24 protein-coding genes are annotated in these 25509 nt (G+C 72.1%); 16 read left to right on the top strand and 8 right to left on the bottom strand.

The window, feature by feature from the left end; translation table 11 throughout:
* Positions 1-137: 137 nt before the first annotated feature.
* From ADL29_RS26050 to ADL29_RS26035, 4 genes are read left to right on the top strand one after another with little or no spacing between them, the layout of a single operon-like run.
* Positions 138-842, top strand: coding sequence for a response regulator transcription factor (locus ADL29_RS26050; protein ID WP_046924919.1), 705 nt, complete (start codon positions 138-140; stop codon positions 840-842).
* Positions 843-847: 5 nt separating this feature from the next.
* The gene (locus ADL29_RS26045; RefSeq protein ID WP_107095089.1) at positions 848-2380 is read left to right on the top strand and encodes an ATP-binding protein; all 1533 of its coding nucleotides are present in this window, start codon (positions 848-850) and stop codon (positions 2378-2380) included.
* A complete protein-coding gene (locus ADL29_RS26040) occupies positions 2377-2955 on the top strand; it encodes a GerMN domain-containing protein (RefSeq protein WP_053926029.1) in 579 nt (192 codons plus the stop codon). Before ADL29_RS26045 ends, ADL29_RS26040 begins: the two co-directional genes overlap by 4 nt.
* 36 nt (positions 2956-2991) lie before the next feature.
* Complete coding sequence (locus tag ADL29_RS26035; RefSeq protein WP_053926028.1) at positions 2992-3393, top strand: DnaJ family domain-containing protein; 402 nt, start codon at positions 2992-2994, stop codon at positions 3391-3393.
* 27 nt (positions 3394-3420) lie between these two features.
* Here ADL29_RS26035 and ADL29_RS26030 read toward each other — a convergent pair whose 3' ends face one another.
* Complete coding sequence (locus ADL29_RS26030; protein ID WP_053926027.1) at positions 3421-4680, bottom strand: DUF4185 domain-containing protein; 1260 nt, start codon at positions 4678-4680, stop codon at positions 3421-3423.
* Between the two features lie 213 nt (positions 4681-4893).
* On the opposite strand from ADL29_RS26030, the gene mutA reads away from it, so the two are divergent.
* The 4 genes from mutA (at position 4894) to ADL29_RS26010 (ending at position 10508) form a co-directional block, all read left to right on the top strand.
* Positions 4894-6771: a methylmalonyl-CoA mutase small subunit gene (mutA, locus tag ADL29_RS26025; RefSeq protein WP_053926026.1), complete on the top strand. Its 1878-nt coding sequence runs from the start codon at positions 4894-4896 to the stop codon at positions 6769-6771.
* Positions 6771-8993 (top strand): methylmalonyl-CoA mutase, encoded by a 2223-nt coding sequence (gene scpA / locus ADL29_RS26020; RefSeq protein ID WP_053926025.1) that lies wholly within the window; start codon positions 6771-6773, stop codon positions 8991-8993. The genes mutA and scpA overlap by 1 nt, the downstream gene beginning before the upstream one ends.
* A 10-nt stretch (positions 8994-9003) precedes the next feature.
* A complete protein-coding gene (meaB, locus tag ADL29_RS26015) occupies positions 9004-10008 on the top strand; it encodes a methylmalonyl Co-A mutase-associated GTPase MeaB (protein ID WP_053926024.1) in 1005 nt (334 codons plus the stop codon).
* Between the two features lie 122 nt (positions 10009-10130).
* On the top strand, positions 10131-10508 hold the full coding sequence (locus ADL29_RS26010; protein ID WP_053926130.1) for a hypothetical protein: 378 nt from the start codon (positions 10131-10133) through the stop codon (positions 10506-10508).
* 15 nt (positions 10509-10523) lie between these two features.
* Here the strand turns inward: ADL29_RS26010 and ADL29_RS26005 are convergent, their stop codons facing one another.
* The gene (locus ADL29_RS26005; protein ID WP_245689638.1) at positions 10524-10940 is read right to left on the bottom strand and encodes an ATP-binding protein; all 417 of its coding nucleotides are present in this window, start codon (positions 10938-10940) and stop codon (positions 10524-10526) included.
* A gap of 264 nt (positions 10941-11204) precedes the next feature.
* On the opposite strand from ADL29_RS26005, the gene ADL29_RS26000 reads away from it, so the two are divergent.
* On the top strand, positions 11205-11447 hold the full coding sequence (locus tag ADL29_RS26000) for a DUF397 domain-containing protein (RefSeq protein WP_053926022.1): 243 nt from the start codon (positions 11205-11207) through the stop codon (positions 11445-11447).
* Positions 11448-11548: 101 nt separating this feature from the next.
* Positions 11549-12457: a helix-turn-helix domain-containing protein gene (locus tag ADL29_RS25995; RefSeq protein ID WP_053926021.1), complete on the top strand. Its 909-nt coding sequence runs from the start codon at positions 11549-11551 to the stop codon at positions 12455-12457.
* Positions 12458-12505: 48 nt separating this feature from the next.
* On the opposite strand, the gene ADL29_RS25990 is transcribed toward ADL29_RS25995, so the two are convergent.
* The 5 genes from ADL29_RS25990 to ADL29_RS25970 form a co-directional block, all read right to left on the bottom strand.
* On the bottom strand, positions 12506-13321 hold the full coding sequence (locus ADL29_RS25990; RefSeq protein WP_053926020.1) for an SAM-dependent methyltransferase: 816 nt from the start codon (positions 13319-13321) through the stop codon (positions 12506-12508).
* A 182-nt stretch (positions 13322-13503) separates the two neighbouring features.
* Positions 13504-14088 (bottom strand): ABC transporter substrate-binding protein, encoded by a 585-nt coding sequence (locus tag ADL29_RS25985; protein WP_053926019.1) that lies wholly within the window; start codon positions 14086-14088, stop codon positions 13504-13506.
* 9 nt (positions 14089-14097) lie between these two features.
* Positions 14098-14838, bottom strand: coding sequence for a 2OG-Fe(II) oxygenase (locus ADL29_RS25980; protein ID WP_078971291.1), 741 nt, complete (start codon positions 14836-14838; stop codon positions 14098-14100).
* A 24-nt stretch (positions 14839-14862) separates the two neighbouring features.
* Complete coding sequence (locus ADL29_RS25975) at positions 14863-15369, bottom strand: methylated-DNA--[protein]-cysteine S-methyltransferase (protein ID WP_053926018.1); 507 nt, start codon at positions 15367-15369, stop codon at positions 14863-14865.
* A 147-nt stretch (positions 15370-15516) separates the two neighbouring features.
* Positions 15517-17016, bottom strand: coding sequence for an AlkA N-terminal domain-containing protein (locus tag ADL29_RS25970; protein ID WP_053926017.1), 1500 nt, complete (start codon positions 17014-17016; stop codon positions 15517-15519).
* Positions 17017-17108: 92 nt separating this feature from the next.
* Here ADL29_RS25970 and ADL29_RS25965 point away from each other — a divergent pair, with 92 nt between their 5' ends.
* Complete coding sequence (locus ADL29_RS25965; protein WP_053926016.1) at positions 17109-18017, top strand: class I SAM-dependent methyltransferase; 909 nt, start codon at positions 17109-17111, stop codon at positions 18015-18017.
* On the opposite strand, the gene ADL29_RS25960 is transcribed toward ADL29_RS25965, so the two are convergent.
* Positions 18007-18495 carry a DUF6314 family protein gene (locus ADL29_RS25960; RefSeq protein ID WP_053926015.1) on the bottom strand — a complete coding sequence of 163 codons (489 nt, stop codon included), beginning with the start codon at positions 18493-18495 and terminating at the stop codon, positions 18007-18009. The genes ADL29_RS25965 and ADL29_RS25960 overlap by 11 nt on opposite strands.
* 129 nt (positions 18496-18624) lie before the next feature.
* Between ADL29_RS25960 and ADL29_RS25955 the strand changes: the two genes are divergently transcribed.
* From ADL29_RS25955 to ADL29_RS25935, 5 genes are all read left to right on the top strand, one after another.
* Positions 18625-20094 (top strand): aldehyde dehydrogenase family protein, encoded by a 1470-nt coding sequence (locus ADL29_RS25955; protein WP_053926014.1) that lies wholly within the window; start codon positions 18625-18627, stop codon positions 20092-20094.
* Positions 20091-21623: an APC family permease gene (locus ADL29_RS25950; RefSeq protein WP_245689637.1), complete on the top strand. Its 1533-nt coding sequence runs from the start codon at positions 20091-20093 to the stop codon at positions 21621-21623. Before ADL29_RS25955 ends, ADL29_RS25950 begins: the two co-directional genes overlap by 4 nt.
* A 15-nt stretch (positions 21624-21638) precedes the next feature.
* Positions 21639-23198, top strand: a complete 1560-nt coding sequence (locus ADL29_RS25945; protein WP_053926012.1) for a GMC family oxidoreductase — start codon at positions 21639-21641, stop codon at positions 23196-23198.
* A gap of 147 nt (positions 23199-23345) precedes the next feature.
* Positions 23346-24344 carry an alpha/beta hydrolase gene (locus ADL29_RS25940; protein WP_053926011.1) on the top strand — a complete coding sequence of 333 codons (999 nt, stop codon included), beginning with the start codon at positions 23346-23348 and terminating at the stop codon, positions 24342-24344.
* Positions 24337-25500 (top strand): acyltransferase family protein, encoded by a 1164-nt coding sequence (locus tag ADL29_RS25935; RefSeq protein WP_053926010.1) that lies wholly within the window; start codon positions 24337-24339, stop codon positions 25498-25500. Before ADL29_RS25940 ends, ADL29_RS25935 begins: the two co-directional genes overlap by 8 nt.
* Positions 25501-25509 lie beyond the last annotated feature (9 nt).

Raw genomic sequence — 25509 nt, 5'->3', positions numbered from 1 at the left:
TGTGTGCGTCACGATGCGTGCGTACCGATGGCGGTGGTGACGTCGCGCGCACCGCCCTGCATCAGGTCAGATGCACGGAACGGGTGGCAGGCTGCTCCTGTTACGAATCCATCAAGAAACTTATTGATACTGGTCCCATGCCACGTGTACTTCTGATCGAGGACGACGCCGCCGTACGGGACGGAGTGACCCTCGCACTACGGCGGCGCGGCCATGAGGTGGCGGCCGCGGCCAGCGGCGAAGAAGGGCTCGAGGTGCTGCCGGTCTTCCGCCCGGACATCGTCCTGCTGGATCTGATGCTGCCCGGCAAGGACGGGTTCGAGGTCTGCCGGCTGATCCGCGCCGAGCGGCAGCTGCCGATCATCATGCTCACCGCCCGCGGCGACGATCTGGACGTGGTGCTGGGGCTGGAGGCCGGTGCGGACGACTACATCGTCAAACCGGCCCGGGGCGAGGTACTCGAGGCGCGGATCCGGGCGGTGCTGCGCCGTACGGCGCTGCCCGCGGGCGGCGAACCGGCCACGGAGCCGGGCCCGGCGCCCGTCGAGACGTACGGGGAGCTGGCCATCGACCGGGCCGGTCTCGTCGTCGGCAAGGGCGGCCAGGATCTGGCGCTGGCCCCCTCGGAGATGAAGCTGCTGCTGTTCCTGTCGGCCACCCCGGGGCAGGTCTTCAGCCGCCAGCAGCTGCTGGAGCACGTCTGGGAGCACAGCTACCACGGCGATGCCCGGCTGGTGGACGCGTGTGTGATGCGGCTGCGGACGAAGATAGAGGACACCCCGCGCAGCCCCCGTTACGTCCAGACCGTGCGGGGCTTCGGTTACCGCTTCGGGCCGCTGTGAGCCGCCTGGGCTGGCTGGGCCGGCTGGTCCCCACCCGACTCGTGCCCACCCGGCTGCGCGGGCTGCGCGCCCGGCTCGTCGTCGCGTTTGTGCTGGTGGCCGCGGTGAGCGCGCTGACCACCGCGAGCCTGACCTACCGCGAGGCCCGTAACGCCATCCTGCAGCGCTCCCAGGACATCGCCGTCAACGACCTGCGGGCGCAGATCAATTCGCTGGCGCCGGAGCTCGCGGTCCCGCCGTCCCAGTCGGACCTGGACTTCTTCCGGGTGCAGCTGGAGCGCTCGGGCACCTCCCGGGACTGGGACATCTCCGTGCACTACAGCGGCGTCCCGGACAGCGAGGACAGCGCACTGCACGGCGGTGTGATGGTCCCGGCGGACCTGCGGGAGTCGGTGGAGAAGCGCCATGTGCCGGTGTTCCAGCGCATCATCCGCGCCGGCGACCCCTGGCTGCTGATCGGGATGCCGGTGCGGCAGGCGGACGGCAAGGCCTCCGCGCTGACCGTCTACGCCCAGCTGCCGCTGAGCGCCGAGGAGGCCAATGTCGAGGCGCTGGTGAGCGCGGCCCGCGGCGGTGCGCTGCCGGTGCTGGGGCTGGCCGTGATCCCGGCGCTGCTGGCCGCGCGCGGGGTGCTGCGGCCCGTACGGCGGCTGCGGCAGGCGGCCGGGCGGCTGGCCAAGGGCGAGCTGGACACCCGGCTGGAGGTCAAGGGCACCGACGAACTCGCCGATCTGTCCCGGAATTTCAACGACATGGCCGCCGAACTGGAGGAGAGCGTGGCGGAGCTGCGCCGGCTGGAGGCCAATGCCCGGCGGTTCGCCGCCGATGTCTCGCACGAGCTGCGCACGCCGCTGGCGGCGATGTCCGCGGTCACCGACGTCCTGGACGAGGACGCCGAATCCCTCGACCCCGACACCGCCGCCGCGGTCCGGCTGATCAGCCAGGAGACCGGCAAGCTGGCGCGGATGGTGGAGGACCTGATGGAGGTCTCGCGGTTCGACGCGGGGGCCGCGGCGCTGCATCTCGACGAGGTGGACGTCGCCGAGACCATCCGCAAGACGCTGCAGGCCAGGGCCTGGCAGCAGCGGGTGACGGCGGAGCTGCCTCAGGACGTACGGGCCCGGCTGGACCCCCGGCGGCTGGACGTGGTCGTCGCCAACCTGGTCGGCAACGCCCTGCACCACGGCGGCGAGCCGGTCCGTGTGCTGCTGCACGCTCCGGAGCCGGGCGCGGACCGGCTGCTGATCGAGATCGCCGACAGCGGCCCCGGTATCGACCCCGAGGTCCTGCCGCATGTCTTCGACCGCTTCTACAAGGCCGACTCGGCCCGCGCCCGGTCGGAGGGCAGCGGCCTGGGCCTGGCCATCGCGCTGGAGAACGTACGGCTGCACGGCGGCACCCTGCGCGCCGCCAACTGCCCCGAGGGCGGCGCCGTCTTCACCGTGGATCTGCCGCTGCGCCGGGCGCCGGAGCACACCACGGCGGACGACGGGCGGGACGCCGCCTGCCCCGGGACCGAGAAGGAGAACGACGCATGAAGGTCCCGAACGCCGTGACGACCGGCCTCGCGGGCGGCCTGGCGACCGGATTGCTGGCCGGCGTTCTGGCCTGTGCGCTGTCCGGCTGCGGGATCGCACCCACGGATGTCATCGACGCGGGTGAGCCCGCCGCCGGGGTGAAGTCGCCCGGCCAGCCCGCCGCCGATGTCCAGCTGTTCTTCTACGGACCGAGCGGGCTGCGCTCGGCGACCCGCCCGGCCAAGGCACCGGTGGACCCGCAGAACGCCATCGAGCTGCTGATGGACGGCCCCAACCACGCCGAACGGCAGCGCGGCCTCTCCAGCGTGCTGCCGAAGTTCCCGGGCCGGCTGCTCGCCACCACCGGCCGGGGCACCGTGCACCTCGCGCTGCCCATGAATGCGAAGCTGCTGGACTCCGCCTCGCTGAACCAGCTGGTGTGCACGGCGGCCAACGCCCGGGTCCCGGGCAACAAGCCGCCGGGCGAGGTCACCGTCACGGTGACGGGCCAGGGCGTCCGCGTCGGCCCCATGGTCTGCGGCGGCAACAACGCCTTCCCGGTGGTCCAGCCGAGCCCGGATGCGGCGGCGCACTGACCCCGCGCTGTCGGCGGGGCGCGTTACGGTGGCTGTATGACCGAGCGAAAACCGCCTGGCGTCGACTTCGAGAGCTGGGTGGACAAACAGATCCGGGAAGCGACCGAGCGCGGTGACTTCGCCCACCTGGCCGGCAAGGGCAAACCGCTGCGCGATCTCGACCAGCCGTATGACGAGCTGTGGTGGATCAAGGACAAGATGCGCCGCGAGAACGTCTCGTGTCTGCCGCCGTCGCTGGTGCTGCGCAAGGAGGCCGAGGACGCGCTGGAGGCGGCGTCCCACGCCCCGACGGAGGCGGCCCTGCGCCGCGTTCTGACCGACATCAACGAACGGATCCGCGCCGCGCTGTGCCGGCCGCCCGAGGGGCCGCCGCTCCACCTCACCCCCTTCGACATCGACGAGGAAGCCCGTAAGTGGCGTGTGCGGCATGGGAGTTGAGAATCCCGGCACGGGAGTCGAGCCTCCTCAGGGCCCCAGCCGCAGCCGCAGGAAGCGCGGCCGGTAGAGCGCCACATTGCCGTTGAGGTGCGGGTCCGCCGGGGCCGGGCCCAGCCAGTTGATGTCATAGCTGAGCAGCAGCTGCCCGGACGCGGTGAACTCCGGGTGCGCCTGGGGGTTGTAGGCGGCCACGTACTGCGGCGCGGGGTCGGCGGGGCGGGGCGGGGTGAGACGGCCGTCCGGGCCGTGCCAGGGCCCGTAGGGTGCGCACGACCAGTAGCTGGTGACCGTGCGCATCCCGGCGGTGCCCGCGCCCCCGGTGTCCATGGTGAGCAGTACCCAGGTCCCGCCGTCGCGGACGACGGTGAAGGCGCTGCCGACGCCGCGCCGCCCGCCCGCGTGCAGCACCGGCCGGGCGTCCTCGGCCCGGCGCCGCCAGTGGGCGCCGTCCCAGTAGCGCCACCGCTCCCGGTCCCCGAGCCGCCCGGCCGGGACCCGGGCGAGGTAGGCGCTGGAGGCCGGTGACGACGGCGGGTCGTCGCCGCCGAAGACATAGGTCCAGGCGCCGTCGGTGACCGACGCCGTCCCGTAGAGGACCCGTCGCCCCGGGTCCGCGACGTCCGACCGGCCGACCGCCTCGGTGATCCCTTCCAGGCGCAGGTCCGGCAGGGACAGCGTGGCGACCTCGGTGCCGCGCGGCACACCGAAGATCCACGGGCCGGTGCCGGGGGCACGGTTCCACAGCAGGACGCGGACGACCTTCTCGGGCGACCCGGGCGTCCGGGGCTCCACATGCGCCTGGACCGGCCAGCGCCAGCCGCCGTCCGGCGGGTCCGGGAAGAACGGTCCGGGCGCGGCCGGGGTGCCGCCGGTCAGGGTGCGCTCCGGCCGTCCCGAACGGGACGTCACGACCAAGGAGTTGTGCCGGAGGTAGGGGGTGCCGCCGTGGTCGGACGTCCGCCAACGGTGCGGCCGGCCCTGGGGGTTGGGCGGCGGCTGCACCCGGTCCAGGAAGGTGTCGGAGAACAGCCAGAGCGTCCGGCCGTCGGGGAGGCGTACGGAATGGGTGCCGTCGCCGCCGGTCCAGTCGTCGGTCCGGGTGTTGTCGTCCCCGTAACGGGCGAATGCGGCGGTGTGTCCGGTATCGGCGGTCCAGGAGGCGATCCGGCGGGCGGTACAGGGCGCGGCCCGGTCCGGGGCGGGGGGCCGGGACAGCGCCCACAGGAGCACGGTCGCGGACGCGACCAGGACGACGGTCGTGATGCGGGCGGTCGGCAGCCTGGACATCGCGCTCCTCAGGGGGTCCCTGCTCCTTGAGAGCTTGGGGGAGGGTGCCGCGCCCACCGTACAGAACCGGACGATCACCACCCGGCACCTTCGGCACACCGATCACTCCCGGCGCGATGTCGGTCCGAATACGGACAAACGCCAGGCCAAAGAGGGCAAGGTCACAGCGGGAGCCCCTGCTCCGGCTAACGGTCGTTCGCCTAGCCTGCTGCCATGACCGCCGAGTCCCCCGAACTCCCCCTGGCCGCCGCATTCCCGGACGCGGACCGAGCACAGTGGCAGCGCCTTGTCGAAGGCGTACTGCGCAAGTCGGGCGTCACAGACGCCGCCGGTGCCGCCGCCGAGGACGCGCTCGCCACGGATCTCCAGGACGGGATCCGCATCCGCCCGCTGTACACCGCCGAGGACGCCCCGGCCGCCCCCGGCCACCCCGGCTTCCCGCCGTTCGTACGGGCCGGCCGCCCCGAGGGCACGGCCGTGGCCGGGTGGGACGTACGCCAGCGCCACGCGGACACCGATCCCCGGCGCACCAACGAAGCCGTCCTCGCCGATCTGGAGAACGGTGTCACCTCGCTGTGGCTGACCGTCGGGGACGGCGGCGTGCCGGTGGCGGGGCTGGCGGAGGCGCTCCAGGGCGTCTATCTGGATCTGGCCACCGTGGCGCTGGACCCCGGCGCCGGCTTCACCGCTGCCGCCGAGGAACTGCTGCGGCTGTACGCGTCCTCCGGGGTGCCGCTGTCCGAGGCGTCCGGCAACCTGGGCGCCGATCCGCTCGGCCTGCTGGCCCGTACGGGGGACGACGGCGCGCTGGGCGCCCAGTTGGCGGCGGCCGTCCGTCTGGCGCAGCGCTGCACGGCCGATGCGCCGGGACTGAGGGCACTGGCCGTGGATGCCCTGCCGTACCACGAGGCGGGCGGCTCCTCCGCCGAGGAGCTCGGCGCCTCCCTGGCCGGCGGTGTCGCCTACCTGCGGGAGCTGACCGGGGCCGGTCTCGGTGTCGACGACGCCTGCCGGCAGCTGGAGTTCCGCTACGCCGCCACCGCCGACCAGTTCCTGACCATCGCCAAGCTCCGCGCGGCCCGCCGCCTGTGGGCGCGGGTCGCCGAGGTCTGCGGCGCCTCGCCCGAGGCCTCCGCCCAGCGCCAGCACGCGGTCACCTCCACGGTGATGATGACCCGTCGGGATCCCTGGGTGAACATGCTGCGCACCACGGTCGCCGGAATGTCCGCGGGCGTGGGCGGCGCGGACGCGGTGACGGTGCTGCCGTTCGACGCGGCGCTGGGGCTGCCCGACGCCTTCGCCCGGCGGATCGCCCGGAACACCCAGTCCGTCCTGCTGGAGGAGTCGCACCTGTCCAGGGTGATCGACCCGGCGGGCGGCTCCTGGTACGTCGAGCAACTCACCGATGAGCTGGCCCGCGCGGCCTGGGCGTTCTTCCAGGAGATCGAGGGCGCGGGCGGTCAGGCCGCGGCGCTGCGCTCCGGGATGCTCGGCGAGCGGCTGGCGGCGACCTGGGCGCGGCGCTCGCAGGATCTGGCGCACCGGCGCGAACCGATCACCGGCGTCAGCGAGTTCCCGCATCTGGCCGAGCCGCCCGTGCACCGCGAGCCGGCGCCCGCACCGTCGGGCGGCGGGCTGCCACGGGTGCGCAGGGACGACGCGTACGAGGCGCTGCGCGCCCGCTCCGACGCGCGCCTGGAGGCCACCGGAGCCCGGCCGAAGATCTTCCTTGCCGCACTGGGCCCGGTGGCGGCGCACACCGGCCGGCTGACCTTCGCCGCCAATCTGTTCCAGGCGGGCGGCATCGAAACCGTCCCGGAAACCGTGGACGCGGAGTCGGTGGGCGAGGCGTTCGCCCGCAGCGGCGCGCGCATTGCCTGTCTGTGTGCGAGCGATGCGGTCTACGGCGAGCAGGCGGCGGCCGTGGCGGCCGCGCTGAAGTCGGCCGGGGCGCTGCGGGTGCATCTGGCGGGCAAGCCCGGGGAGCGCCGGGAAGAATTCGTAGGGGCCGGTGTGGACGCGTTCGTCTTCGCGGGCTGCGACGCGGTCGAGGTGCTGTCCTCGGCCCTGGATGTCACGGAGGTGGCGTGATGGGAGAGCAGACGCAAGGGGCGGGCGCCATCCCTGACTTCACTGCGGTCGAGCTGGGCACGGCGGACGGTCCGTCCGACGGCGGCCGGTGGGCCGAGGCCGTGGCGCAGGCCACCGGCAAGGGCGTCGAGGACCTGACCTGGGAGACCCCGGAGGGCATCGACGTCAAGCCGCTCTACACCGAGGCGGATCTGGCGGGTCTGGACTTCCTGGGCACGTACCCGGGCATCACCCCGTATCTGCGGGGCCCGTACCCCACCATGTACGTCAACCAGCCCTGGACGATCCGGCAGTACGCCGGTTTTTCCACCGCCGAGGAGTCCAACGCCTTCTACCGCCGCAACCTCGCGGCCGGTCAGAAGGGGCTGTCCGTCGCGTTCGACCTGCCCACGCACCGCGGTTACGACAGTGACCATCCGCGTGTCACCGGCGACGTCGGCATGGCGGGTGTCGCCATCGACTCGATCTACGACATGCGGCAGCTCTTCGAGGGCATCCCGCTGGACAAGATGACGGTGTCGATGACGATGAACGGCGCGGTGCTGCCCGTTCTCGCGCTCTACATCGTGGCCGCCGAGGAACAGGGCGTACCGCCCGAGAAGCTGGCCGGGACCATCCAGAACGACATCCTCAAGGAGTTCATGGTCCGCAACACCTACATCTACCCGCCGCAGCCCTCGATGCGGATCATCTCCGACATCTTCGCGTACACCTCGCAGAAGATGCCGCGCTACAACTCCATCTCCATCTCCGGCTACCACATCCAGGAGGCCGGAGCGACGGCCGACCTGGAGCTGGCGTACACCCTCGCCGACGGGGTGGAGTATCTGCGTGCGGGCCTGGCGGCCGGGATGGACGTGGACTCCTTCGCACCGCGTCTCTCCTTCTTCTGGGCGATCGGCATGAACTTCTTCATGGAGATCGCCAAGCTGCGCGCGGCCCGCCTGCTGTGGGCGCGTCTGGTGCAGCGCTTCGACCCGAAGAACCCCAAGTCCCTTTCGCTGCGCACCCATTCGCAGACCTCGGGCTGGTCGCTGACCGCGCAGGACGTGTTCAACAACGTCACGCGTACGTGTGTGGAGGCGATGGCCGCCACCCAGGGCCACACCCAGTCCCTGCACACCAACGCGCTGGACGAGGCGCTGGCCCTGCCCACCGACTTCTCCGCCCGCATCGCCCGCAACACCCAGCTCTTCCTCCAGCAGGAGTCGGGCACCTGCCGGGTCATCGACCCGTGGGGCGGCAGTGCGTACGTCGAGAAGCTCACCCACGATCTGGCGCGGCGGGCCTGGCAGCACATCGAGGAGGTCGAGGCGGCCGGCGGCATGGCCAAGGCCATCGACGCGGGCATCCCGAAGCTGCGGGTGGAGGAGGCTGCGGCCCGTACCCAGGCGCGGATCGACTCCGGTCGGCAGGCACTGATCGGGGTCAACAAGTACCGGGTGGAGACCGATGAGGAGATCGAGGTCCTCAAGGTCGACAACTCCTCGGTGCGTGCCCAGCAGATCGAGAAGCTCAAGCGGCTGCGCGCGGAGCGCGACGAGGCCGCCTGCCAGGACGCGCTGCGGGCGCTGACCGAGGCGGCGAAGTCCGGTCCCGGCAAGGGACTTGAGGGCAATCTGCTCGCGCTGGCCGTGAATGCGGCGCGTGCGATGGCGACCGTCGGCGAGATCTCGGATGCCCTGGAGTCGGTCTACGGGCGCCACTCCGGCCAGATCCGTACGATCTCCGGTGTGTACCGAGACGAAGCGGGCCCCTCCTCCGGGGTGGAGCGCACCCGGGACCTGGTGGCCGAATTCGAGCGCGCCGAGGGGCGCCGGCCGCGCATCCTGGTGGCCAAGATGGGCCAGGACGGCCATGACCGCGGCCAGAAGGTGATCGCCACGGCCTTTGCCGACCTGGGCTTCGACGTCGATGTCGGCCCGCTGTTCCAGACGCCGGCCGAGGTCGCCCGCCAGGCGGTCGAGGCGGACGTCCACATCGTCGGCGTCTCGTCCCTGGCCGCCGGTCACCTGACGCTGGTGCCCGCCCTGAAGGAGGCGCTGGCCGCCGAGGACCGGGAGGACATCACGATCGTGGTGGGCGGGGTGATCCCGCCGCAGGACGTGCAGCCGCTGCGCGACATGGGCGCGGCCGCGGTCTTCCTGCCCGGTACGGTCATCCCCGATGCCGCCCACGACCTGGTCAAGGACCTGGCCCAGGTCCTCGGCCACGAGCTCTGATCGGGGGGTCATGCCTGCGACGATCGATGTCGAACGGTACGCCGAGGGGGTGCGGGCGGGCTCGCGGGCCTGGATCGCCCGCGCCGTCACCCTGGTGGAGTCCACCCGCCCCGACCACCGCGCGGCGGCCCAGCAGCTGCTCGTCCGGCTGCTGCCGTATTCCGGTGCGGCCCGCCGGGTGGGCATCAGCGGGGTGCCGGGCGTCGGCAAGTCGACCTTCATCGACGCGCTGGGCTCGCTGCTGACGGGCCTGGGGCACCGGGTCGCGGTGCTCGCCGTCGACCCGTCCTCCAGCCGTACCGGCGGCTCCATCCTGGGTGACAAGACCCGGATGGAGCGGCTGGCGACGGACCCGGCGGCGTTCGTCCGTCCCTCCCCCACGTCCGGGACGCTGGGCGGGGTGGCGCGCGCGACCCGCGAGTCGATCGTGGTGATGGAGGCCGCGGGCTACGACGTCGTGCTGGTGGAAACGGTCGGCGTCGGCCAGTCGGAGACGACCGTCGCCAACATGGTCGACACGTTTCTGCTGCTGACGCTGGCCCGTACCGGCGACCAGCTCCAGGGCATCAAGAAGGGCGTCCTGGAGCTGGCCGATCTGGTCTCCGTCAACAAGGCCGACGGCCCGCACGAACGCGACGCCCGCTCGGCGGCCCGCGAACTGGCCGGTGCGCTACGGCTGTTGCAGCCACCGGACGCCGTCTGGACGCCGCCGGTGCTGACGTGCAGCGCCCGCGAGGGCACCGGCCTGAAGACGGTGTGGGAGCGGATCGAGCAGCACCGCACCCTCCTGGACTCCACCGGCGCCCTCGCCGAGCGGCGCCGGGCCCAGCAGGTCGACTGGACCTGGTCGATGGTGCGGGAACGGCTGATCGACCGCCTCCAGGAACACCCGGAGGTACGCCGCCTCGGGCCCGGTATCGAGCACGAGGTGCGCGAGGGCACGATCACCGCAACACTGGCGGCCGAGCGGCTGCTGGACGCGTTCGGCCTCCCGGACGGACCGCAACTCCCCTGATGCCAGGACGAGTTCGGGCTACTCATCCGCACACCTGAGTAGCCGGACTCATGACTCCCCCGGGCCCGCCCCCGATGATGTCGGTGACGCACACGCCGATCGGGTCCGGGGGATCTCTCATCATGGGGGCCAACATCTATCCGCAGGACGTCGCACACGGACTCTACGAGGGCAACCCGATGGCCGGGCTCATCGAGGGATTCTGCCTGGCGCTGGACGCGGGCGGGGATCTGGAGGCGCGGCCGGTCGTCCATGTCCAGCTGCGCAAGGGGGCGTTGCTGTCGGCCGTCGAGTCGGACCGGCTGGCCAAGGCCTGCCAGTACGGCGTACTGCGTCATCTCGCCGCCACCAGCCGGGACTTCGTCCAGTCGGTGGCGGAGGACCCCTCGGCGAGCGAGATCGCGATCCGCCTGCACGCCTACGGCAGCGGACCGTTCGCCGGGAACTCCGTCATCAAGGACGGCTATCTGATCCGCGGCGGCGGCCAGGCGGAGGCCTGACCCGCAGGACAGGCGCTAACCGCGCCTCGACAGCGTCGCCCAGACGGTCTTGCCCAGGCGGTCCGGTGGCGTCCAGCCCCAGGAGTCGCTCAGCAGGTCGACGATGTGCAGCCCGCGCCCGGACTCGGCGAGCTCGTCGTGCGGCCGTACGACCGGGGCGCTGGTGCCGGCGTCCGAGACCGCGCAGAGCACGGAGGCCTCCTGCCGGGTGAGCGCCAGCCAGGCGGGGTGGACACCGTGGACGCCGCCGTCCGCGGTGCCGTACCGCAGGGCGTTGGTGACGAGTTCGGAGACGACCGTGGTGGCGTCCTCGGCGAGGCCGGGGCACGTCCGCCAGCCTTCGAGGGTGGTGCGGGTGAAGCTGCGGGCGTCCGCCACGGTGCGTGCGGAAGGGGCGAGGGCACAGGCGGCGAAGGCGTTGGGGCCGGGCAACCACCACGTTCCGTCAGACGGCTCCGCCCGAAGGGCATGGTGCACGGTTCCGGCCGGATGTGTGGTCATCACGCTCTCCGTGAAAGGCATTTCGGGTCTGGGCGGCTGTCCTCTGGAGAGCTAATATCCTCGTCGGCCGCCCCCCGCTGCAAGTGCATCTGCAAGTACATCGGCAAGGACGGCCGCGCAGGAGCTCGTTCACGCCAACATGATCGCGAGCTCGGAACAGTAGGAGGCGCCGCCTCCAGCAAGGGAGCAGCTCTGATGGAGTCAGTGACCAACGGCATGCCGGCGACCGGCATCGAAGGCGCCGACTGGCGCAAGAGCCGTCGCAGCAATCCCAGCGGCAACTGCGTTGAACTGGCGGTCCTTTCGGACGGTGGAGTCGCGGTGCGCAACTCGCGGTTCGCGTCGGGACCGGCGCTGATATACACCCACGACGAGATGGCGGCCTTCGTCCAGGGCGCCAAGGACGGCGACTTCGACGATCTTCTGCGCCGCGACTGAGACAACTGGCGGCATATGTCGGCCGGATAGTCGCCATGACTGTACGACCGCATGGGCCGATGGGACACTGGGCGCTCACCCGACCACCCAGGGGAGTCAGCATGAGAGCCGCGCAGCCGAGCAGCCCGCCGTCTCTGCGCCGCTATCTGGAGCATCCGCGCGGCGGCCCGACCGTACTGCGGATCGTGCTGGGCACCCAGCTCCGGCGGCTGCGCGAGGCGGCGGGTATCTCCCGGGAGGCCGCCGGGGACGCCATCCGCGGTTCCCATGCGAAGATCAGCCGCCTGGAGCTCGGCCGGGTGAGCTGCAAGGAGCGGGACGTCGCCGATCTGCTGACGCTCTACGGCGTCACGGACGACACGGACCGCTCCGTTTTCCTCTCACTGGCCCGCCGGACCAGTACCCCGGGCTGGTGGCACCAGTACGGCGATGTGCTGCCCAACTGGTTCGAGACGCTCATCGGCCTGGAGGAGGCCGCTTCCGTCATCCGCACCTATGAGGTCCAGTTCGTACCGGGCCTGCTGCAGACCGAGGCCTACGCCCGTGCGGTGACCGAGCTCGGCCACCCGCGGGCCTCCGCACAGGAGATCGAGCGGCGGGTCGCGCTGCGCGTACAGCGCCAGCAGCTGCTGACGGGGCCGGATGCCCCGCGGCTGTGGGCGGTGATCGACGAGGCCTCGCTCCGCCGTCCGCTCGGCGGCCTGGAAGTGATGGCCGATCAGCTCCGGCATCTGCGGGCGATGGCGGAGCTGCCCAATGTCACCCTCCAGGTCGCGCCGTTCAGCCTCGGCGGCCTGGCGGCGGCCGGCGGTCCGATCACGATTCTGCGCTTCCTGGAGCCGGATCTCCCCGACATCGTCTATCTCGAGCAGCTGACCAGCGCGCTCTATCTGGACAAGCGCGACGACGTCGATCACTACCTCGCCGTGATGGACCGGCTCAGCGCGCAGTCCGAATCGCCTCGGGAGTCGCTGGCGATCCTGGAGCGCCTGATGAAGCACGACGGCTGACCGAGGGGCGGGACCGTCCGGCCCCGCCGCTCCGCTCCCGTCCCCTGGCTACACCTTCCGGGCCACTCCCCCGAACTCGATCCATTCCTTGGTGAGTTGCCTGGGTCCGAGGTCCGCATCGGGCCTCCAGGTGGAGACCTCCACCAGACCGGGCTCCTCGACCTCCAGCCCGTCCAGGAACGCCGCCAGCTCATGCGCCTGGCGCACCCGGCCCCACTGCCCGTGGGTGCTCTCGTCCATGAACTTCGTGACGAAGTCGCGCGTTGCGGCGTCCTCGCTGACCAGCTGGCACACCACCAGATAGCTGCCGGGCGCCAGCCGGTCGGCGACCCGCCGGACCAGGCCGCCGGGGTCGTCGGAGTCCGGAATGCAGTGGAGTACGGAAACGAACAGCGCGGCGACCGGCCGGCTGAAGTCGATCAGCCGCTCGACCTCCGGGCTGCCGAAGATGCCCTCGGTGTCCCGCATGTCCGCCTGGATGACGGCGGTGTGGTCGTTCTCCTCCAGCAGGGCGCGGCCGTGCGCCAGCACGATGGGGTCGTTGTCGACGTACACCACCCGGGACTCCGGGTCGACCTGCTGCGCGACCTGGTGGACGTTGTCCTGGGTCGGCAGGCCCGAGCCGTGGTCGATGAACTGCCGGATACCGCGCTCGCGGGCCAGCCAGCGGACCGCCCGCTGCAGAAACCGCCGGTTGTTGATCGCCAGCACCTGGGTACTCGGTACCACCTTGCTCAGCTCGTCGCACGCCTCGCGGTCGACGGCGTAGTTGTCCTTGCCGCCGAGGTAGTAGTCGTACATCCGCGCCACGCTCGGGACGCTGACATCGACGGCACTGGACTGCGGTCGCGTCTCCTGGCTCAATTCCACACTTCCCGTCGCTTCGACAGCCACCGGCCTCACCGGCCCTGACCGGCCCATACGGCAGCGGCGCACCGTCCGTACGGGGACGACTACGCCGTGCGGCGTCCAACATACCCACCGGGCCGCTGTCGTTGCAGACAACTGACGTACGAATCAAGGGCGTTCACCGGCCAGGCGGTGAACTACGGTCCGGCGGCGGGCGGATGGGTGGTGACCCAGCGCCCGTTCACCTCCCAGATGCCGCCGCCGCTGGTCACGCCGCGCAGCCCGTGGAGGGTCTCCGGGCCGGCCAGGGCGGGCAGCCGGGAATCCTGGAGGGCGGCGAAGGCGACGGTGTGGGCCGGGTCCCAGTCGGTGCTGTGCCGCAGGCGGCGGGCGAGCTGGGCGAAGCCGAGCGGGGCCGCGGCGATGACCCAGGCGTCCGGCTCCCTGCTGGTCAGCCGTTTCGCGGGGCGCAGCCAGGAGGCGGCCGACTCGGGCCAGTCGACGGCGGCGAGGACCGTGCCGCCGCGGGCCTGCCATGCCGCGGCGAAGGCCCCGGCGGCGGCGCGGGAGGCGGCATCGCGGCTGTGGCCGACGGTGACGGTCTCGATCCGGGCCTTGGGGCGCTTCAACAGGCCGATGAGGGCGGCGAGTTCGGCGTTCGTGTGGGGTGCCGGCCGCGGGAGGTCTCCGTACGCGGCGAGGGACTCGGCCAGGTCCTCGGCGCCGATGAGCGGCGAAGCGGGCCCGTCTGCGGGGCCGTGGCCCCGTGGGTCGGTGTGCATCGGGCGGCCTCAGGCGGCGTCGTGGAAGACCAGGCCGAGGGCGTGCCGACGGCCGGAGCGGACGGTGCTGACGCCGTGCCGCATGGCGCCGGCCGACCAGCCGCGTCTGGTGGCCACCGGGCGGTCGCGGGTGGTGAAGATCAGGCCGTGGCCCTGCGCGAGCACGTGGGTGGTGCCGCGCGACTGGGCCCGCGGGCGCTGCTCGACGAGCAGGAACTCCCCGCCGGTGTAGTCGGTGCCGTAGGCGTCCAGGCCGATGACGACCTGGAGCGGGAAGAGCATGTCGCCGAAGACATCGCGGTGCAGGGCGTTCCAGTCGCCCGCCTCGTAGCGGAGGAGGATCTGCGCGGAGCGGTCCTGGCCCGCGTCATGACACCTGGCCAGCCACTCCTCCAGGGTGTCCGGCCAGGGCGCGGGGCGGCCGAGTCGGGCGGCCCAGTCTCGGGCGATGGTGAGCAGATGGGGGTAGAACGCGGCGCGCAGGGCGGCGACCGGCTCCGGGAGGTCGTGGTGAAAATAACGGTACTGGCCGGAGCCGAAGCGGTAGCGGGCCATGTCGATGGTGGTGCGGAACAGCTCCTCCTTCTCGTACAGCGCGGCGATCTCGGCGCACTGGGCGGGGGTCAGGAGCTGCGGCGTGAGCGCGCCGCCGTAGGTGTCCAGCTCGGTGGCCAGGGCATCCCAGTCGGCCGCGGCGATACGGCGGGTGGACGGGGCGGTGGCGTCGGTCATGCCGGGTGCGGTGGTCATAGGGGTCTCCGGGACGGGGTGCGGTCAGGCCGCGGGGAGGACGCCTTCGAGCTGCAGGAGCTGTTCCTTGCGTTCCAGTCCTCCGGCGTAGCCGGTCAGCGCGCCGTTGGCGCCGAGCACGCGGTGGCAGGGGCGGACGACGAGCAGCGGGTTGCGGCCGATGGCCGTGCCGACGGCGCGCACCGCGGCCCGCGAGGCGCCGATCTGCGCGGCGATCTCGCCATAGCTGAAGGTCTTGCCGTAGGGGATGTCGTCCAGGGCGGTCCACACCCGTCGCTGGAAGTCGGTGCCGGCGGTGACGTACTCGATGTCGAAGCCGGTGCGCTCGCCGGCGAAGTAGGCCGTGAGCTGGGCGGCGATCTCGGCGAACGCGTCCGCGTCCGCGGTCCAGCCGGCCTGGACGGTGGCGCCGCCCTTCTGGCCGGGGAGGGACAGCGAGGCGAGGGCGGTGCCGCCGGTGGCGGTGCCCGACTTCTCGCCGACCAGGAGCAGTTCCCCCAGGGGGCTGTCGATGGTGGTGTAGACCGTCATCGGTCCGTTCCTCTCGTTCCTGTCTGTGGCGCGTATCTGTCGCACGTATCTGTCGCACGTGCCTGTCGATACGTCCTTGTCGATACGTCCCATCCTGCTGCCTCGCACGGGGCATTGCTGGCGGAATTCGGACGTCGCATTTCCGCTTCAGACGGCCGTCTGCGGCCGGGCCTTGGCGTTCCAGAAGTGGTGCATGGCGTAGGAGCGCCAGGGACGCCAGGCGTCCGAATCGGCCATCGACGCACCGGAGTTCCGCATCCCGGCGAGCACCGCGACATCGCCCTCCAGCAGCACATCGGGGTCGCCGAGGGCCCGCATCCGGATGTAGCCGGCCGTCCAGGGCCCGATGCCGCGCAGGTTCAGCAGCTCCTTCTCGGCCTGGTCGCGGTCGGCTCCGGCGTCGAGCGGTACGGTGCCGTCGGCGAGCGCGGCGGCGAGGGTACGCAGGGTGGTGCGGCGGGAGTCGGGCATGCCGAGCTCCGCCAGGGAGGCCCCGGCCAGGTCCTCCGTGGCGGGGAAGAGACGGGTGAGACCGCCGCTGGGCTCGGCGAGCGGTTCGCCGTAGGCGGCAACGACGGCATTGCCGAGCTTCCGGCCCGCGGGGACCGACACCTGCTGGCCGAGCACGGCGCGTACGGCGAGTTCATGGGCGTCGCAGGTGCCGGGCGAGCGCAGTCCGCGGCGCTGGGCCACGAGCGCGGCGAGCAGCGGGTCCTGGCTGAGGTGGTCGGCGACGGCGTACGGGTCGGCGTCCAGGTCGAGCAGGCGGCGGATCCGCTGGGTGGCGGTGGTCAGATCGCGCAGTTCGCTCAGGTGCAGCCGGCATTCCAGCCAGCCGCCGCCGGTGCCCTCCGCGCCGCCGCCCGGCCGCTCGTCGACCTCGGCGATACCGGAGCCGCCCGGCAGACGCAGGGTGCGGCGGTAGGTGCGGGTGCCGGGCTCGCCGAGGATCTCCTCGATGCCGGTGAGCGCGCGGCGTTCGAGGTAGTCGAAGACCTCGGCGGCGGCGTACGGTCCGCGAAAGGCCAGGCGCAGCGGTATGCCGCCCGCGCCGGCCGGCTGCGCCACCGGACCGAAGCGGGTGGTCCGGCCGGGCCGGGCGGTGCGCAGCTGGGTGGGCGTGAGTGCGTAGATCTCGCGGATGGTGTCGTTGAACTGCCGCACGCTGGCGAATCCGGAGGCGAAGGCGATCTCGGCGATCGGCAGCGGTGTCGTCTGGAGCAGTATCCGCGCGGTGTGCGAGCGCTGGGCGCGGGCCAGGGCCACCGGGCCGGCGCCGAGCTCGGCGTTCAGCTGGCGCTGCACCTGGCGGGCGCTGTAGCCGAGCCGCCGGGCGAGTCCGGCGACGCCTTCGCGGTCGACGACGCCGTCACCGATCAGGCGCATGGCGCGGCCGACCATATCGGCCCGGACGTTCCACTCAGCGGAGCCGGGCACCGCGTCCGGACGGCAGCGGCGGCAGGCCCGGAAGCCTGAGCCCTGGGCCGCGGCGGCGGTCGGGAAGAACCGGACGTTCTTCTGCTTGGGGGTCGTGGCCGGGCAGCTCGGCCGGCAGTAGATCCCGGTCGTGGTGACGGCGAAGAAGAAATCGCCGTCGAATCGCGCATCGCGGCTGCACACCGCCTCGTACTTGCTGCCCTCGCTCATCACCCTTCCACTGTGCGGCAGGCGGCGGAGCGGCGCTGGCGGAAATCGGACGGGGCGTTCGGGTCGTGTTCGGGGCTGGGTAGGAGGGCTGGATGACCACTGAGCAGAGTGAGCCGACGTACGGGGCAGGGATCCACGGGGCGTCGCCGACCGTGGCGGAGATGGTGCGGGCCAACCGGGCGAACTGGGACGCGCGCACCCCCGTCCATGTGGCCAGCCGGTTCTACGGACTGGACGGTTCGCGGACCGCGGAGGACTGGTTCGCGCCGTTCGAGTGGGCGGATCTCGGCGATCTGGCGGGGCGGGATGTGCTGCATCTGCAGTGCCATCTGGGGACGGAGACGGCCGCCTTCGCCGAGCGGGGCGCCGCGCACACCGTGGGCCTGGACTTCTCGGCCGCGTCCGTCGCCGAGGCCCGGCGGCTCGCGCGGGAGGCGGGCCGGAAGGTGGAGTTCGTCGAGTCGGACGTCCATCACGCCGTGGAGGTCCTCGGTGGCCGGCGCTTCGACGTCGTCTACACCGGCAAGGGGGCGCTGTGCTACCTGCCGGACCTGCGTGCCTGGGCCGAGACGGTCGGTGCGTTGCTGCGGCCGGGCGGCACGTTCTACCTCGTGGAGTTCCACCCGCTGCTCAACGCCCTGGGCCCGACGCCGGGCCCCGACGGCGAGCAGCTCCTGCTCCGTCACGACTACTTGGCGGGCCGCGGCCCGATCCGGAGCGATACGCCGCACACCTATACCGACGGCCCGCCGGTGCAGGGCGCGACGACCAGTTACGAGTGGCGGCACGGCCTCGGCGAGGTCGTCTCGGCCGTCGTGGCCGCCGGTCTGACGGTCGAGCTGGTGCGGGAGACCGAGGTGCTGCCCTGGAAGCGGTTCGAGGCGATGGTGCCGGACGGGAACGGGTGGTGGCGGCTGCCGGAGTCCGAGCCGATCGTGCCGTTGCTGTTCGCCCTGCGGGCGGTCAAGGGCGCGGGAGGCGAGGAGCCGGTCACGGGGTGACCGGGGCCCGCCGGTAGACCGACCGCAGCAGCTGGTCCTTCGCCGGGCCGCCGACCCGCCACTCCAGGCGCCATTCCCCGGCCGTGACGACGGTGAAGGTGCCCCGGTACCGGTCCGCGGCACAGGGGTGTACGGCGCACCAGCGGCCGGTGTGCAGATCGAGGTCGTGGAAGGGGCGGCCGTCGGCGAAGAACACCTCGGCGGTGCCGTCCGGCCGTGGCCGCAGGCGCAGCGTCCGGCTCGCCGGGTGCACCGCCCCGCCCCAGGTCAGCTCGCCCTCCTCGGTGTGCAGCAGCCCGGCGCCGGCCGCATCGGGCCGGAAGTCGGCCGTGCCGCGGAAGCTGCCCTCGGTGCCGGACCGCAGGTCGTACACCGTGCGCTCGATGCGCCAGCCGCCGGCCAGATAGGCCGCGGCGTCGGGGACCGGGTACGGAGCGGGGCCGGCGGCGCGGACCTCGGGGGCGGGCTCTGTGGGCATGACCCGATTGTCCCGCGCCGCCGGACGGCCCCACGCGCGCGGCCCGCGTACCGTGCGAACCTGCCACAGCCGACTTACTCTCGGTGCAGAAACCGCCACCGTACGCGACCGGATACCGGAGGCCCGACCATGCCGGAGCTGTTCATCGGGGGTCAGTGGACCGCAGCGGCCGACGGTCAGGTGCGGGAGATCCGCTGTCCGGCGGACGGCAGGCTGGTCGCGACCGTGGACGAGGGCGGCCCCAAGGATGCGGCCGCGGCGGTGGGTGCCGCCCGGGTGGCCTTCGACGACGGGGCCTGGCCGCGGACGCCGGCCGCCGAGCGGGGCCGGCTGGTGCTGCGGGTCGCCGAGCTGCTGGAGCGGGACAAGGACGCGCTGGCCAGGGCGGAGTCGCTGGACACCGGGAAGCGGCTGGTCGAGAGCGCGTACGACATGGACGACATCGCCAATTGCTTCCGCTACTTCGGCAACCTGGGCGCGGCGGGCGGTACCGACCGGGTCGTGGACACGGGCGTGGCGGAGGCGGACAGCACGGTGCGGCATGAGCCGGTGGGTGTCTGCGCGCTGATCACGCCGTGGAACTATCCGCTGCTCCAGACGGCCTGGAAGGTCGCTCCGGCGCTGGTCACCGGCAATACGTTTGTGCTCAAGCCGAGCGAGCTGACCCCGCACACCGCGGTGCATCTGATGCGGCTGCTGCAGGAGGCGGGGCTGCCGGACGGTGTGGCGAATCTGGTGCTCGGCACCGGCGCTCTGGTGGGCGCGCCGCTGACCGAGGATCTGCGGGTGGACATGGTGTCGTTCACCGGCGGGCTGGCGACCGGGCGGCGCATCATGGCCGCGGCCGCGCCCACGGTGAAGAAGATCGCCCTGGAGCTGGGCGGCAAGAACCCGAACATCGTCTTTGCGGACGCCGATTTCGACGCGGCCGTGGACTACGCGCTGATGGCGGTCTTCCTGCACTCCGGGCAGGTCTGTTCGGCGGGTGCGCGGCTGCTCGTCCAGGACGATCTGCACGATGCGTTCGTCGACGAGCTGGTCTCGCGGGCGCAGCGGATCCGGCTCGGCGGGCCGTTCGACGAGGCCGCCCGGACCGGGCCGCTGATCTCGGCCGCGCATCGCGCGAAGGTGGAGGCGTATGTGGCGGCCGGGCTGGACGAGGGCGCCGTGCTGCTCTGCGGGGGTTCGGCGCCGGACGATCCGGCGCTGGCGGACGGCTTCTACTACCTGCCGACGGTGCTGGACGAGTGCACCCCGGACATGTCCGTCGTCCGTGAGGAGTCGTTCGGCCCGGTGCTGACGGTGGAGCGGTTCCGGGACGAGGACGAGGCGGTCTCGCTGGCCAATGACACGGTGTACGGGCTGGCCGGGGCGGTGTGGACGCAGGACAGCGAGCGGGCGCACCGGGTCGCGGCCCGGCTGCGGGCGGGGACGGTGTGGATCAATGACTTCCATCCGTATGTGCCGCAGGCGGAGTGGGGCGGGATGAAGCAGTCCGGTGTCGGGCGCGAGCTGGGACCGGCGGGGCTGGCGGAGTATCAGGAGGCCAAGCACATCTGGCGTAATACGGCGCCACGGCCGCAGAGGTGGTTCGAGTGACCGGCGGTGCGCACGAGCACGACGACGAGTCGCTCGCGGAACTCGGCTACAAACCCGAACTCAAACGCACCCTGGGCAATTTCCACACCTTCGCCGCCGGTATCAGCTATATCTCCATCCTCACCGGCACCTTCCAGCTGTTCTACTTCGGAGTGAGCCAGGGCGGTCCGGCGTACTGGTGGTCGTGGCCGATGGTCTTCTTCGGGCAGCTGATGGTGGCACTGTGCTTCTGCGAGCTCGCCGCGCGGTATCCGGTGGCGGGCTCGATCTACAACTGGGCCAAGCAGCTGGGCGGCCCGCATGTCGGCTGGCTGGGCGGCTGGATGATGCTGACGGCCTCGATGGTGTCGCTGTCCGCCGTGGCCCTGGCCTATCAGGTGACGCTGCCGCAGATCTCGTCGTGGTTCCAGTTCATCGGCGACGGCACGGGGCAGACCGATGCGGCGGCCAACGCCGTCCTGCTCGGCACCGTACTCGTCGCCTTCACCACGCTGGTCAACGCCTTCGGCGTCAAGCTGATGGCGCGGATCAACTCCGCCGGCGTGGCCATCGAGCTGATCGCCGCGATCGTGCTGATCATCCTCCTCGCCGCCCATGTCACCCGCGGCCCCGGTGCGCTGACCGAGACGTTCGGTCTGGGCGCCGGCCAGGACCTGGGCTACCTCGGCGCGTTTCTGACCGCGTCGCTGGCCTCGGCGTATGTGATGTACGGCTTCGACACGGCCTCGTCGCTCGGTGAGGAGTCCAAGGACCCCGGCCGCAACGCACCCCGCGCGATCCTGCGCGCCCTGGTGGCGTCGTTCGCCATCGGCGGGCTGATCCTGCTGTTCGCCCTGCTGGCCGTGCCCGATCTGCACGCCAAGGAGCTGTCGGTGGACGGTCTGCAGTACGTCGTCCTGTCCACGCTGGGCTCGACGGTCGGGCAGATCGTGCTGTGGTGTGTGGTCGTCGCGATCACGGTGTGCGAGCTGGCGGTGCACACCGCCAGCATCCGGCTGGCGTATGCCATGGCCCGGGACAACAACCTCCCGGCCGCCGCGCGGCTGGCCAAGGTCAGCCCGCGCTTCCAGACGCCGGTGCTGCCGGCCGTCATCATCGGCCTGGTGGCGGTCGCCATCCTCCTCATCAACGTCAATCAGCCGCAGATCTTCTCCGTGATCACCAGCATCGCGATCATCATGATCTATCTGGCGTATCTGCTGGTCACCCTGCCGATGCTGGTCCAGCGGCTGCGCGGCGGATGGCGGCCGGTCGAGGGGCGGTTCTCGCTGGGAAGGTTCGGGCTCCCGGTGAACGTCCTCGCCGTCCTCTGGGGCGCCGGGATGTCCCTCAACCTCGCCTGGCCGCGCGCCGCGGTCTACAACGCCACCGGCCCGCAGCACTGGTACCTCCGCTGGGGCGCCTTCCTGTTCATCGGCGTCGTGGCGCTCGGCGGCTTCGCGTACTACTGGTTCGTGCAGCGCAAGCGCACCGGAGTGCTGGCCACCCACGCCGCCGGGTCGACCGATTCCACCACCCCCCACCCCTGATCCGGAGGCGGCGCCATGCCCGAAGAACCCCAGGCGGACGAATTCGACTACGTCGTGGTCGGCGGCGGCACCGCCGGCGCGGTGGTGGCGGCCCGGCTCAGCGAGGATCCGGGCGTCAGCGTGTGCGTACTGGAGGCCGGGCCCTCCGACGTCGGTGACCCCGACATCCTCCGCCTCGACCAGTGGATGGGCCTGCTCGCATCGGGCTACGACTGGGACTACCCCGTCGAACCGCAGGAGAACGGCAACAGCTTCATGCGCCACGCCCGCGCCAAGGTGCTGGGCGGCTGCTCCTCCCACAACTCCTGTATCGCCTTCTGGGCGCCCGCCGAGGACCTCGACGAATGGGCGGCGACGGGCTGTACGGGCTGGAGCGCGGCCGACTGCTTCCCGCTCTACCAGCGCCTGGAGACCAATGACGCTCCCGGCGGCCACCACGGCCGCAACGGCCCGGTCACCTTGCGGACCGTGCCGCCCAACGACCCCTGCGGCGTCGCCCTCCTGGAGGCCTGCGCGGCGGCCGGGATCCCCACCACGCCGTTCAACACCGGCACGACCGTCGTCCGCGGCGCGAACTGGTTCCAGATCAACTGCCGTCCCGACGGCACCCGTTCCTCCGCCTCGGTCTCATATCTCCATCCCGTCATGGGCACCCGCCGCAACCTCGAGGTGCGCACCGGCGTCCAGGCCAGACGCCTCCGCTTCGACTCGTCCCTGCGGTGCACGGGCGTCGACTACCTCTCCCCCGATCTGATCCACACCCTCACAGTCAACGCACGGCGCGAGGTGATCGTTTCCTGCGGCGCCATCGACTCCCCGAAGCTGCTGATGCTCTCCGGCATCGGACCCGCCGCCCATCTCCGCGCCACCGGGATCGAGCCCCTCGTCGACTCCCCCGGTGTCGGCGCCAACCTCCAGGACCACCCGGAGGGCGTGATCATGTGGGAGGCGAAGCAGCCGATGGTCACCACCTCCACCCAGTGGTGGGAGATCGGCATCTTCACCACCACCGAACCCGGCCTGGACCGCCCCGACCTGATGTTCCACTACGGCTCGGTGCCCTTCGACATGAACACCTACCGCCGCGGCTACCCCACCTCCGAGAACGCCTTCTGCCTCACCCCGAACGTCACCCGTGCCCGCTCCGTGGGGACCGTACGGCTGCGCACCCGCGACTTCCGCGACAAGCCCAAGGTCGATCCCCGCTACTTCACCCATGAGCACGACGTACGGGTGATGACCCACGGCCTGCGCCTGGCCCGCGAGATCATCTCCCAGTCGCCCATGGCCGACTGGGCCGGCACCGAACTCGCCCCCGGCCCCGCCGCCCGCTCCGACGCCGACCTCCTCGACTACATCCGCACCACGCACAACACCGTCTACCACCCCGCCTGTACGGTCCGGATGGGCGCCGCCGACGACCCGGAGGCCCCGCTGGACCCGCAGTTGCGCGTCAAGGGGGTCAGCGGGCTGCGGGTGTGCGACGGCTCGGCGATGCCGTTCCTGACGGCGGTCAATCCCTGCATCACGACGATGATGATCGGGGAGAAGTGCGCAGAAATGATCCGGACATGATCCGGGCCTGAGTCCGTACCCCCTACTCGTAGTACCTGGGAGCTACTTCCCGGGTCCACACCACGGTGTGACGCCAACCACCAGTCGCGCTCCCTACCGTCCGTACCGCACGCACGACATCCGGTACGGACGGAAGGACCACCCGCCATGGCGTCCCGCCAGCGCAGCAGCCGCCTGCGCCGCACCCTGCTCGCCGCGCTCGTCACCGCATCGGTGGCGGTGCCGGTATCGGGCGCGGCCCGCCCCACGGCCGTCCCGGCGCCCGTACCCGCCGAGCTGGGCCCGCTGACCGCAACCCCCGCCGCCCTCGACGCCCGCTACGCCGCGAACCGCGCCGGCATCCGGGCGGCCGAACGGATGGCCGCCGGCCACGGCGACCGGCGGCGGGCCGCCGCGCTGCGCACCATGGCCGGCCCGGCGCGCCACTTCCTCTCCTTCGACGGGCGGGACGGCGGCCGCACCGCCGAGGTCTTCGGCGACCTGGCGCACGCCGGGCGGATCGCCGTACTGGTGCCGGGCTCGGACACCGGCCTCGAGACGTACGGGCGCTTCCGGGACGGCGCGGTGGCGCTCCAGCACGAGATGGGCGGCCGGTCCGCCGTGATCGCCTGGCTCGGCTACGAGACGCCGGGCACGGTGAGCCCCACGGTGCTGACACCGGGCCGGGCCGAGGACGGCGCCCGCCAACTCACTTCGTTCATGCGGGAGTTGAGCGCCGCATTGCCCCGGTCGCCGAGCACCGCCCCCCGCATCTCCCTCGTCTGCCACTCCTACGGCTCGGTCGTCTGCGGCCGCGCGGCCCCCTCGGGCCTGCGGGTCGCCGACATCATCCTCTACGGCAGCCCCGGCACCGGCTCCGACACCGCCGGCCAACTGCACACCAGGGCCACCGTCTGGGCGGGCCGCGGCACCCACGACTGGATCGCCGACCTGCCGCACGGACGCCTCCCCCTCCTGTCCGCCACCATCGGGTTCGGCGCCGATCCGATGTCGAAGGAGTTCGGGGCCCGGATCTTCGACGCGGGCGATACCGACCACAGCCACTACCTCAGGCCCGGTTCCGTATCCCTCCGGAACATCGCCCGGATCGCCACCGCTTCGGCAGAATCCGCCGCCGCCACGCACCCCGGCGGCCGTCGTGCGTGACCTCATCCGCCGGATCGACTCCGCCACCCCTCCCGGCCGCGACCGGGCCGTCGATGCCCTGCGTGCCGTCGCCATCCTCGGCGTGGTGCTGGGCCACTGGCTGGTGACCGCCCTGATCTCCGACAGCGGGACGGTGCAGGTCGCCAGTCCGCTCGCCTCGCTGCCCGGCCTCACCCCGGTGTCCTGGGTGTTCCAGACCCTCGCCGTGTTCTTCCTGGTGGGCGGGCAGGTGGGCGCGAAGAGTTATGCAGCGGCCCGCGCCGGGGGCACCACGTACCGGCGATGGCTCGGCACCCGGCTGGGCCGGTTGTTCCGGCCGGTCGCCGCCGTACTGGTGGTGTGGACCGTGGCGGCGGTCGCGATGCTCGCCTCCGGGGTGGGCCTCGAGACCCTCCACACCCTCCTCAAACTGGTCCTCTCTCCCCTGTGGTTCCTCCTGGTGTTCGCCGGGCTGACCGCGGCAACCCCTCTGGTGGCGCGGCTTCACCCCCTGTGGCCGCTCGCCGTCGTCCTGCACGTCGATCTCCTCCGGTTCGGCCTCGGGGGCCCGGCGCCGCTCGGCTGGATCAATGTGGCGGCGGGCTGGCTGGTCCCGTACTGCCTGGGCGCGGCATGGGCTCGGGGCGCACTGCGGGGCCGTACGACGGGCTGGGTGCTGCTGCTCGGCGGTGCCGTGGCCACCGCGCTGCTGGTCCTGTTCGCCGGTTACCCCGCCTCCATGGTCGGCGTCCCCGGTGCCGCGGTCTCCAACCTCAACCCGCCCACTCTCGCCGCCGTCACCTTCGGCCTCGCCCAGTGCGGCGCGGCGCTGCTCCTGCGCGGCCCGCTGCGCCGGGTCCTGCAACGCCCGGCCGCCTGGGCCGCGGTGGCGCTGCTGAACCTCTCCGCCATGACCGTCTTCCTCTGGCACCAGACCTCGATGATGGCGGTGACGGCCCTCGGCCTGCTCACCGGCGGCCACCTGACCGGCCTGCACACCGTCCCCGACGGACCGGGCTGGATACTCGCCCGGCTCGCCTGGCTCCCGGCGTTCGCCGCGGTGCTCCTCCTGTGCTGGGCGGCGTTCCGTACGTACGAACAACGGCGGCCGTGCACGAGCAGCCGGGTCGTTCGTCAGGGGCGTCCCGCTCGTTCGGAGGTGGCGGGGCGTGCTTAGGCTGACGGC

The sequence above is a fragment of the Streptomyces chattanoogensis genome, from assembly GCF_001294335.1.
In the GTDB taxonomy this organism is placed as follows: Bacteria; Actinomycetota; Actinomycetes; order Streptomycetales; family Streptomycetaceae; genus Streptomyces; species Streptomyces chattanoogensis.
The sequence above is the reverse complement of the archived record's forward strand: the minus strand, read 5'-3'. Positions and strand labels throughout refer to the sequence as shown.

Bases quoted from the DNA above. Each gene is read 5' to 3' on its own strand.
- ADL29_RS26050 (WP_046924919.1), top strand. From the start codon at position 138: ATGCCACGTGTACTTCTGATCGAGGACGACGCCGCCGTACGGGACGGA.
- ADL29_RS26040 (WP_053926029.1), top strand. From the start codon at position 2,377: ATGAAGGTCCCGAACGCCGTGACGACCGGCCTCGCGGGCGGCCTGGCG.
- ADL29_RS26035 (WP_053926028.1), top strand. From the start codon at position 2,992: ATGACCGAGCGAAAACCGCCTGGCGTCGACTTCGAGAGCTGGGTGGAC.
- ADL29_RS26030 (WP_053926027.1), bottom strand. From the start codon at position 4,680: ATGTCCAGGCTGCCGACCGCCCGCATCACGACCGTCGTCCTGGTCGCG.
- mutA (WP_053926026.1), top strand. From the start codon at position 4,894: ATGACCGCCGAGTCCCCCGAACTCCCCCTGGCCGCCGCATTCCCGGAC.
- scpA (WP_053926025.1), top strand. From the start codon at position 6,771: ATGGGAGAGCAGACGCAAGGGGCGGGCGCCATCCCTGACTTCACTGCG.
- meaB (WP_053926024.1), top strand. From the start codon at position 9,004: ATGCCTGCGACGATCGATGTCGAACGGTACGCCGAGGGGGTGCGGGCG.
- ADL29_RS26010 (WP_053926130.1), top strand. From the start codon at position 10,131: ATGGGGGCCAACATCTATCCGCAGGACGTCGCACACGGACTCTACGAG.
- ADL29_RS26000 (WP_053926022.1), top strand. From the start codon at position 11,205: ATGGAGTCAGTGACCAACGGCATGCCGGCGACCGGCATCGAAGGCGCC.
- ADL29_RS25995 (WP_053926021.1), top strand. From the start codon at position 11,549: ATGAGAGCCGCGCAGCCGAGCAGCCCGCCGTCTCTGCGCCGCTATCTG.
- ADL29_RS25985 (WP_053926019.1), bottom strand. From the start codon at position 14,088: ATGCACACCGACCCACGGGGCCACGGCCCCGCAGACGGGCCCGCTTCG.
- ADL29_RS25980 (WP_078971291.1), bottom strand. From the start codon at position 14,838: ATGACCACCGCACCCGGCATGACCGACGCCACCGCCCCGTCCACCCGC.
- ADL29_RS25975 (WP_053926018.1), bottom strand. From the start codon at position 15,369: ATGACGGTCTACACCACCATCGACAGCCCCCTGGGGGAACTGCTCCTG.
- ADL29_RS25970 (WP_053926017.1), bottom strand. From the start codon at position 17,016: ATGAGCGAGGGCAGCAAGTACGAGGCGGTGTGCAGCCGCGATGCGCGA.
- ADL29_RS25965 (WP_053926016.1), top strand. From the start codon at position 17,109: ATGACCACTGAGCAGAGTGAGCCGACGTACGGGGCAGGGATCCACGGG.
- ADL29_RS25960 (WP_053926015.1), bottom strand. From the start codon at position 18,495: ATGCCCACAGAGCCCGCCCCCGAGGTCCGCGCCGCCGGCCCCGCTCCG.
- ADL29_RS25955 (WP_053926014.1), top strand. From the start codon at position 18,625: ATGCCGGAGCTGTTCATCGGGGGTCAGTGGACCGCAGCGGCCGACGGT.
- ADL29_RS25945 (WP_053926012.1), top strand. From the start codon at position 21,639: ATGCCCGAAGAACCCCAGGCGGACGAATTCGACTACGTCGTGGTCGGC.
- ADL29_RS25940 (WP_053926011.1), top strand. From the start codon at position 23,346: ATGGCGTCCCGCCAGCGCAGCAGCCGCCTGCGCCGCACCCTGCTCGCC.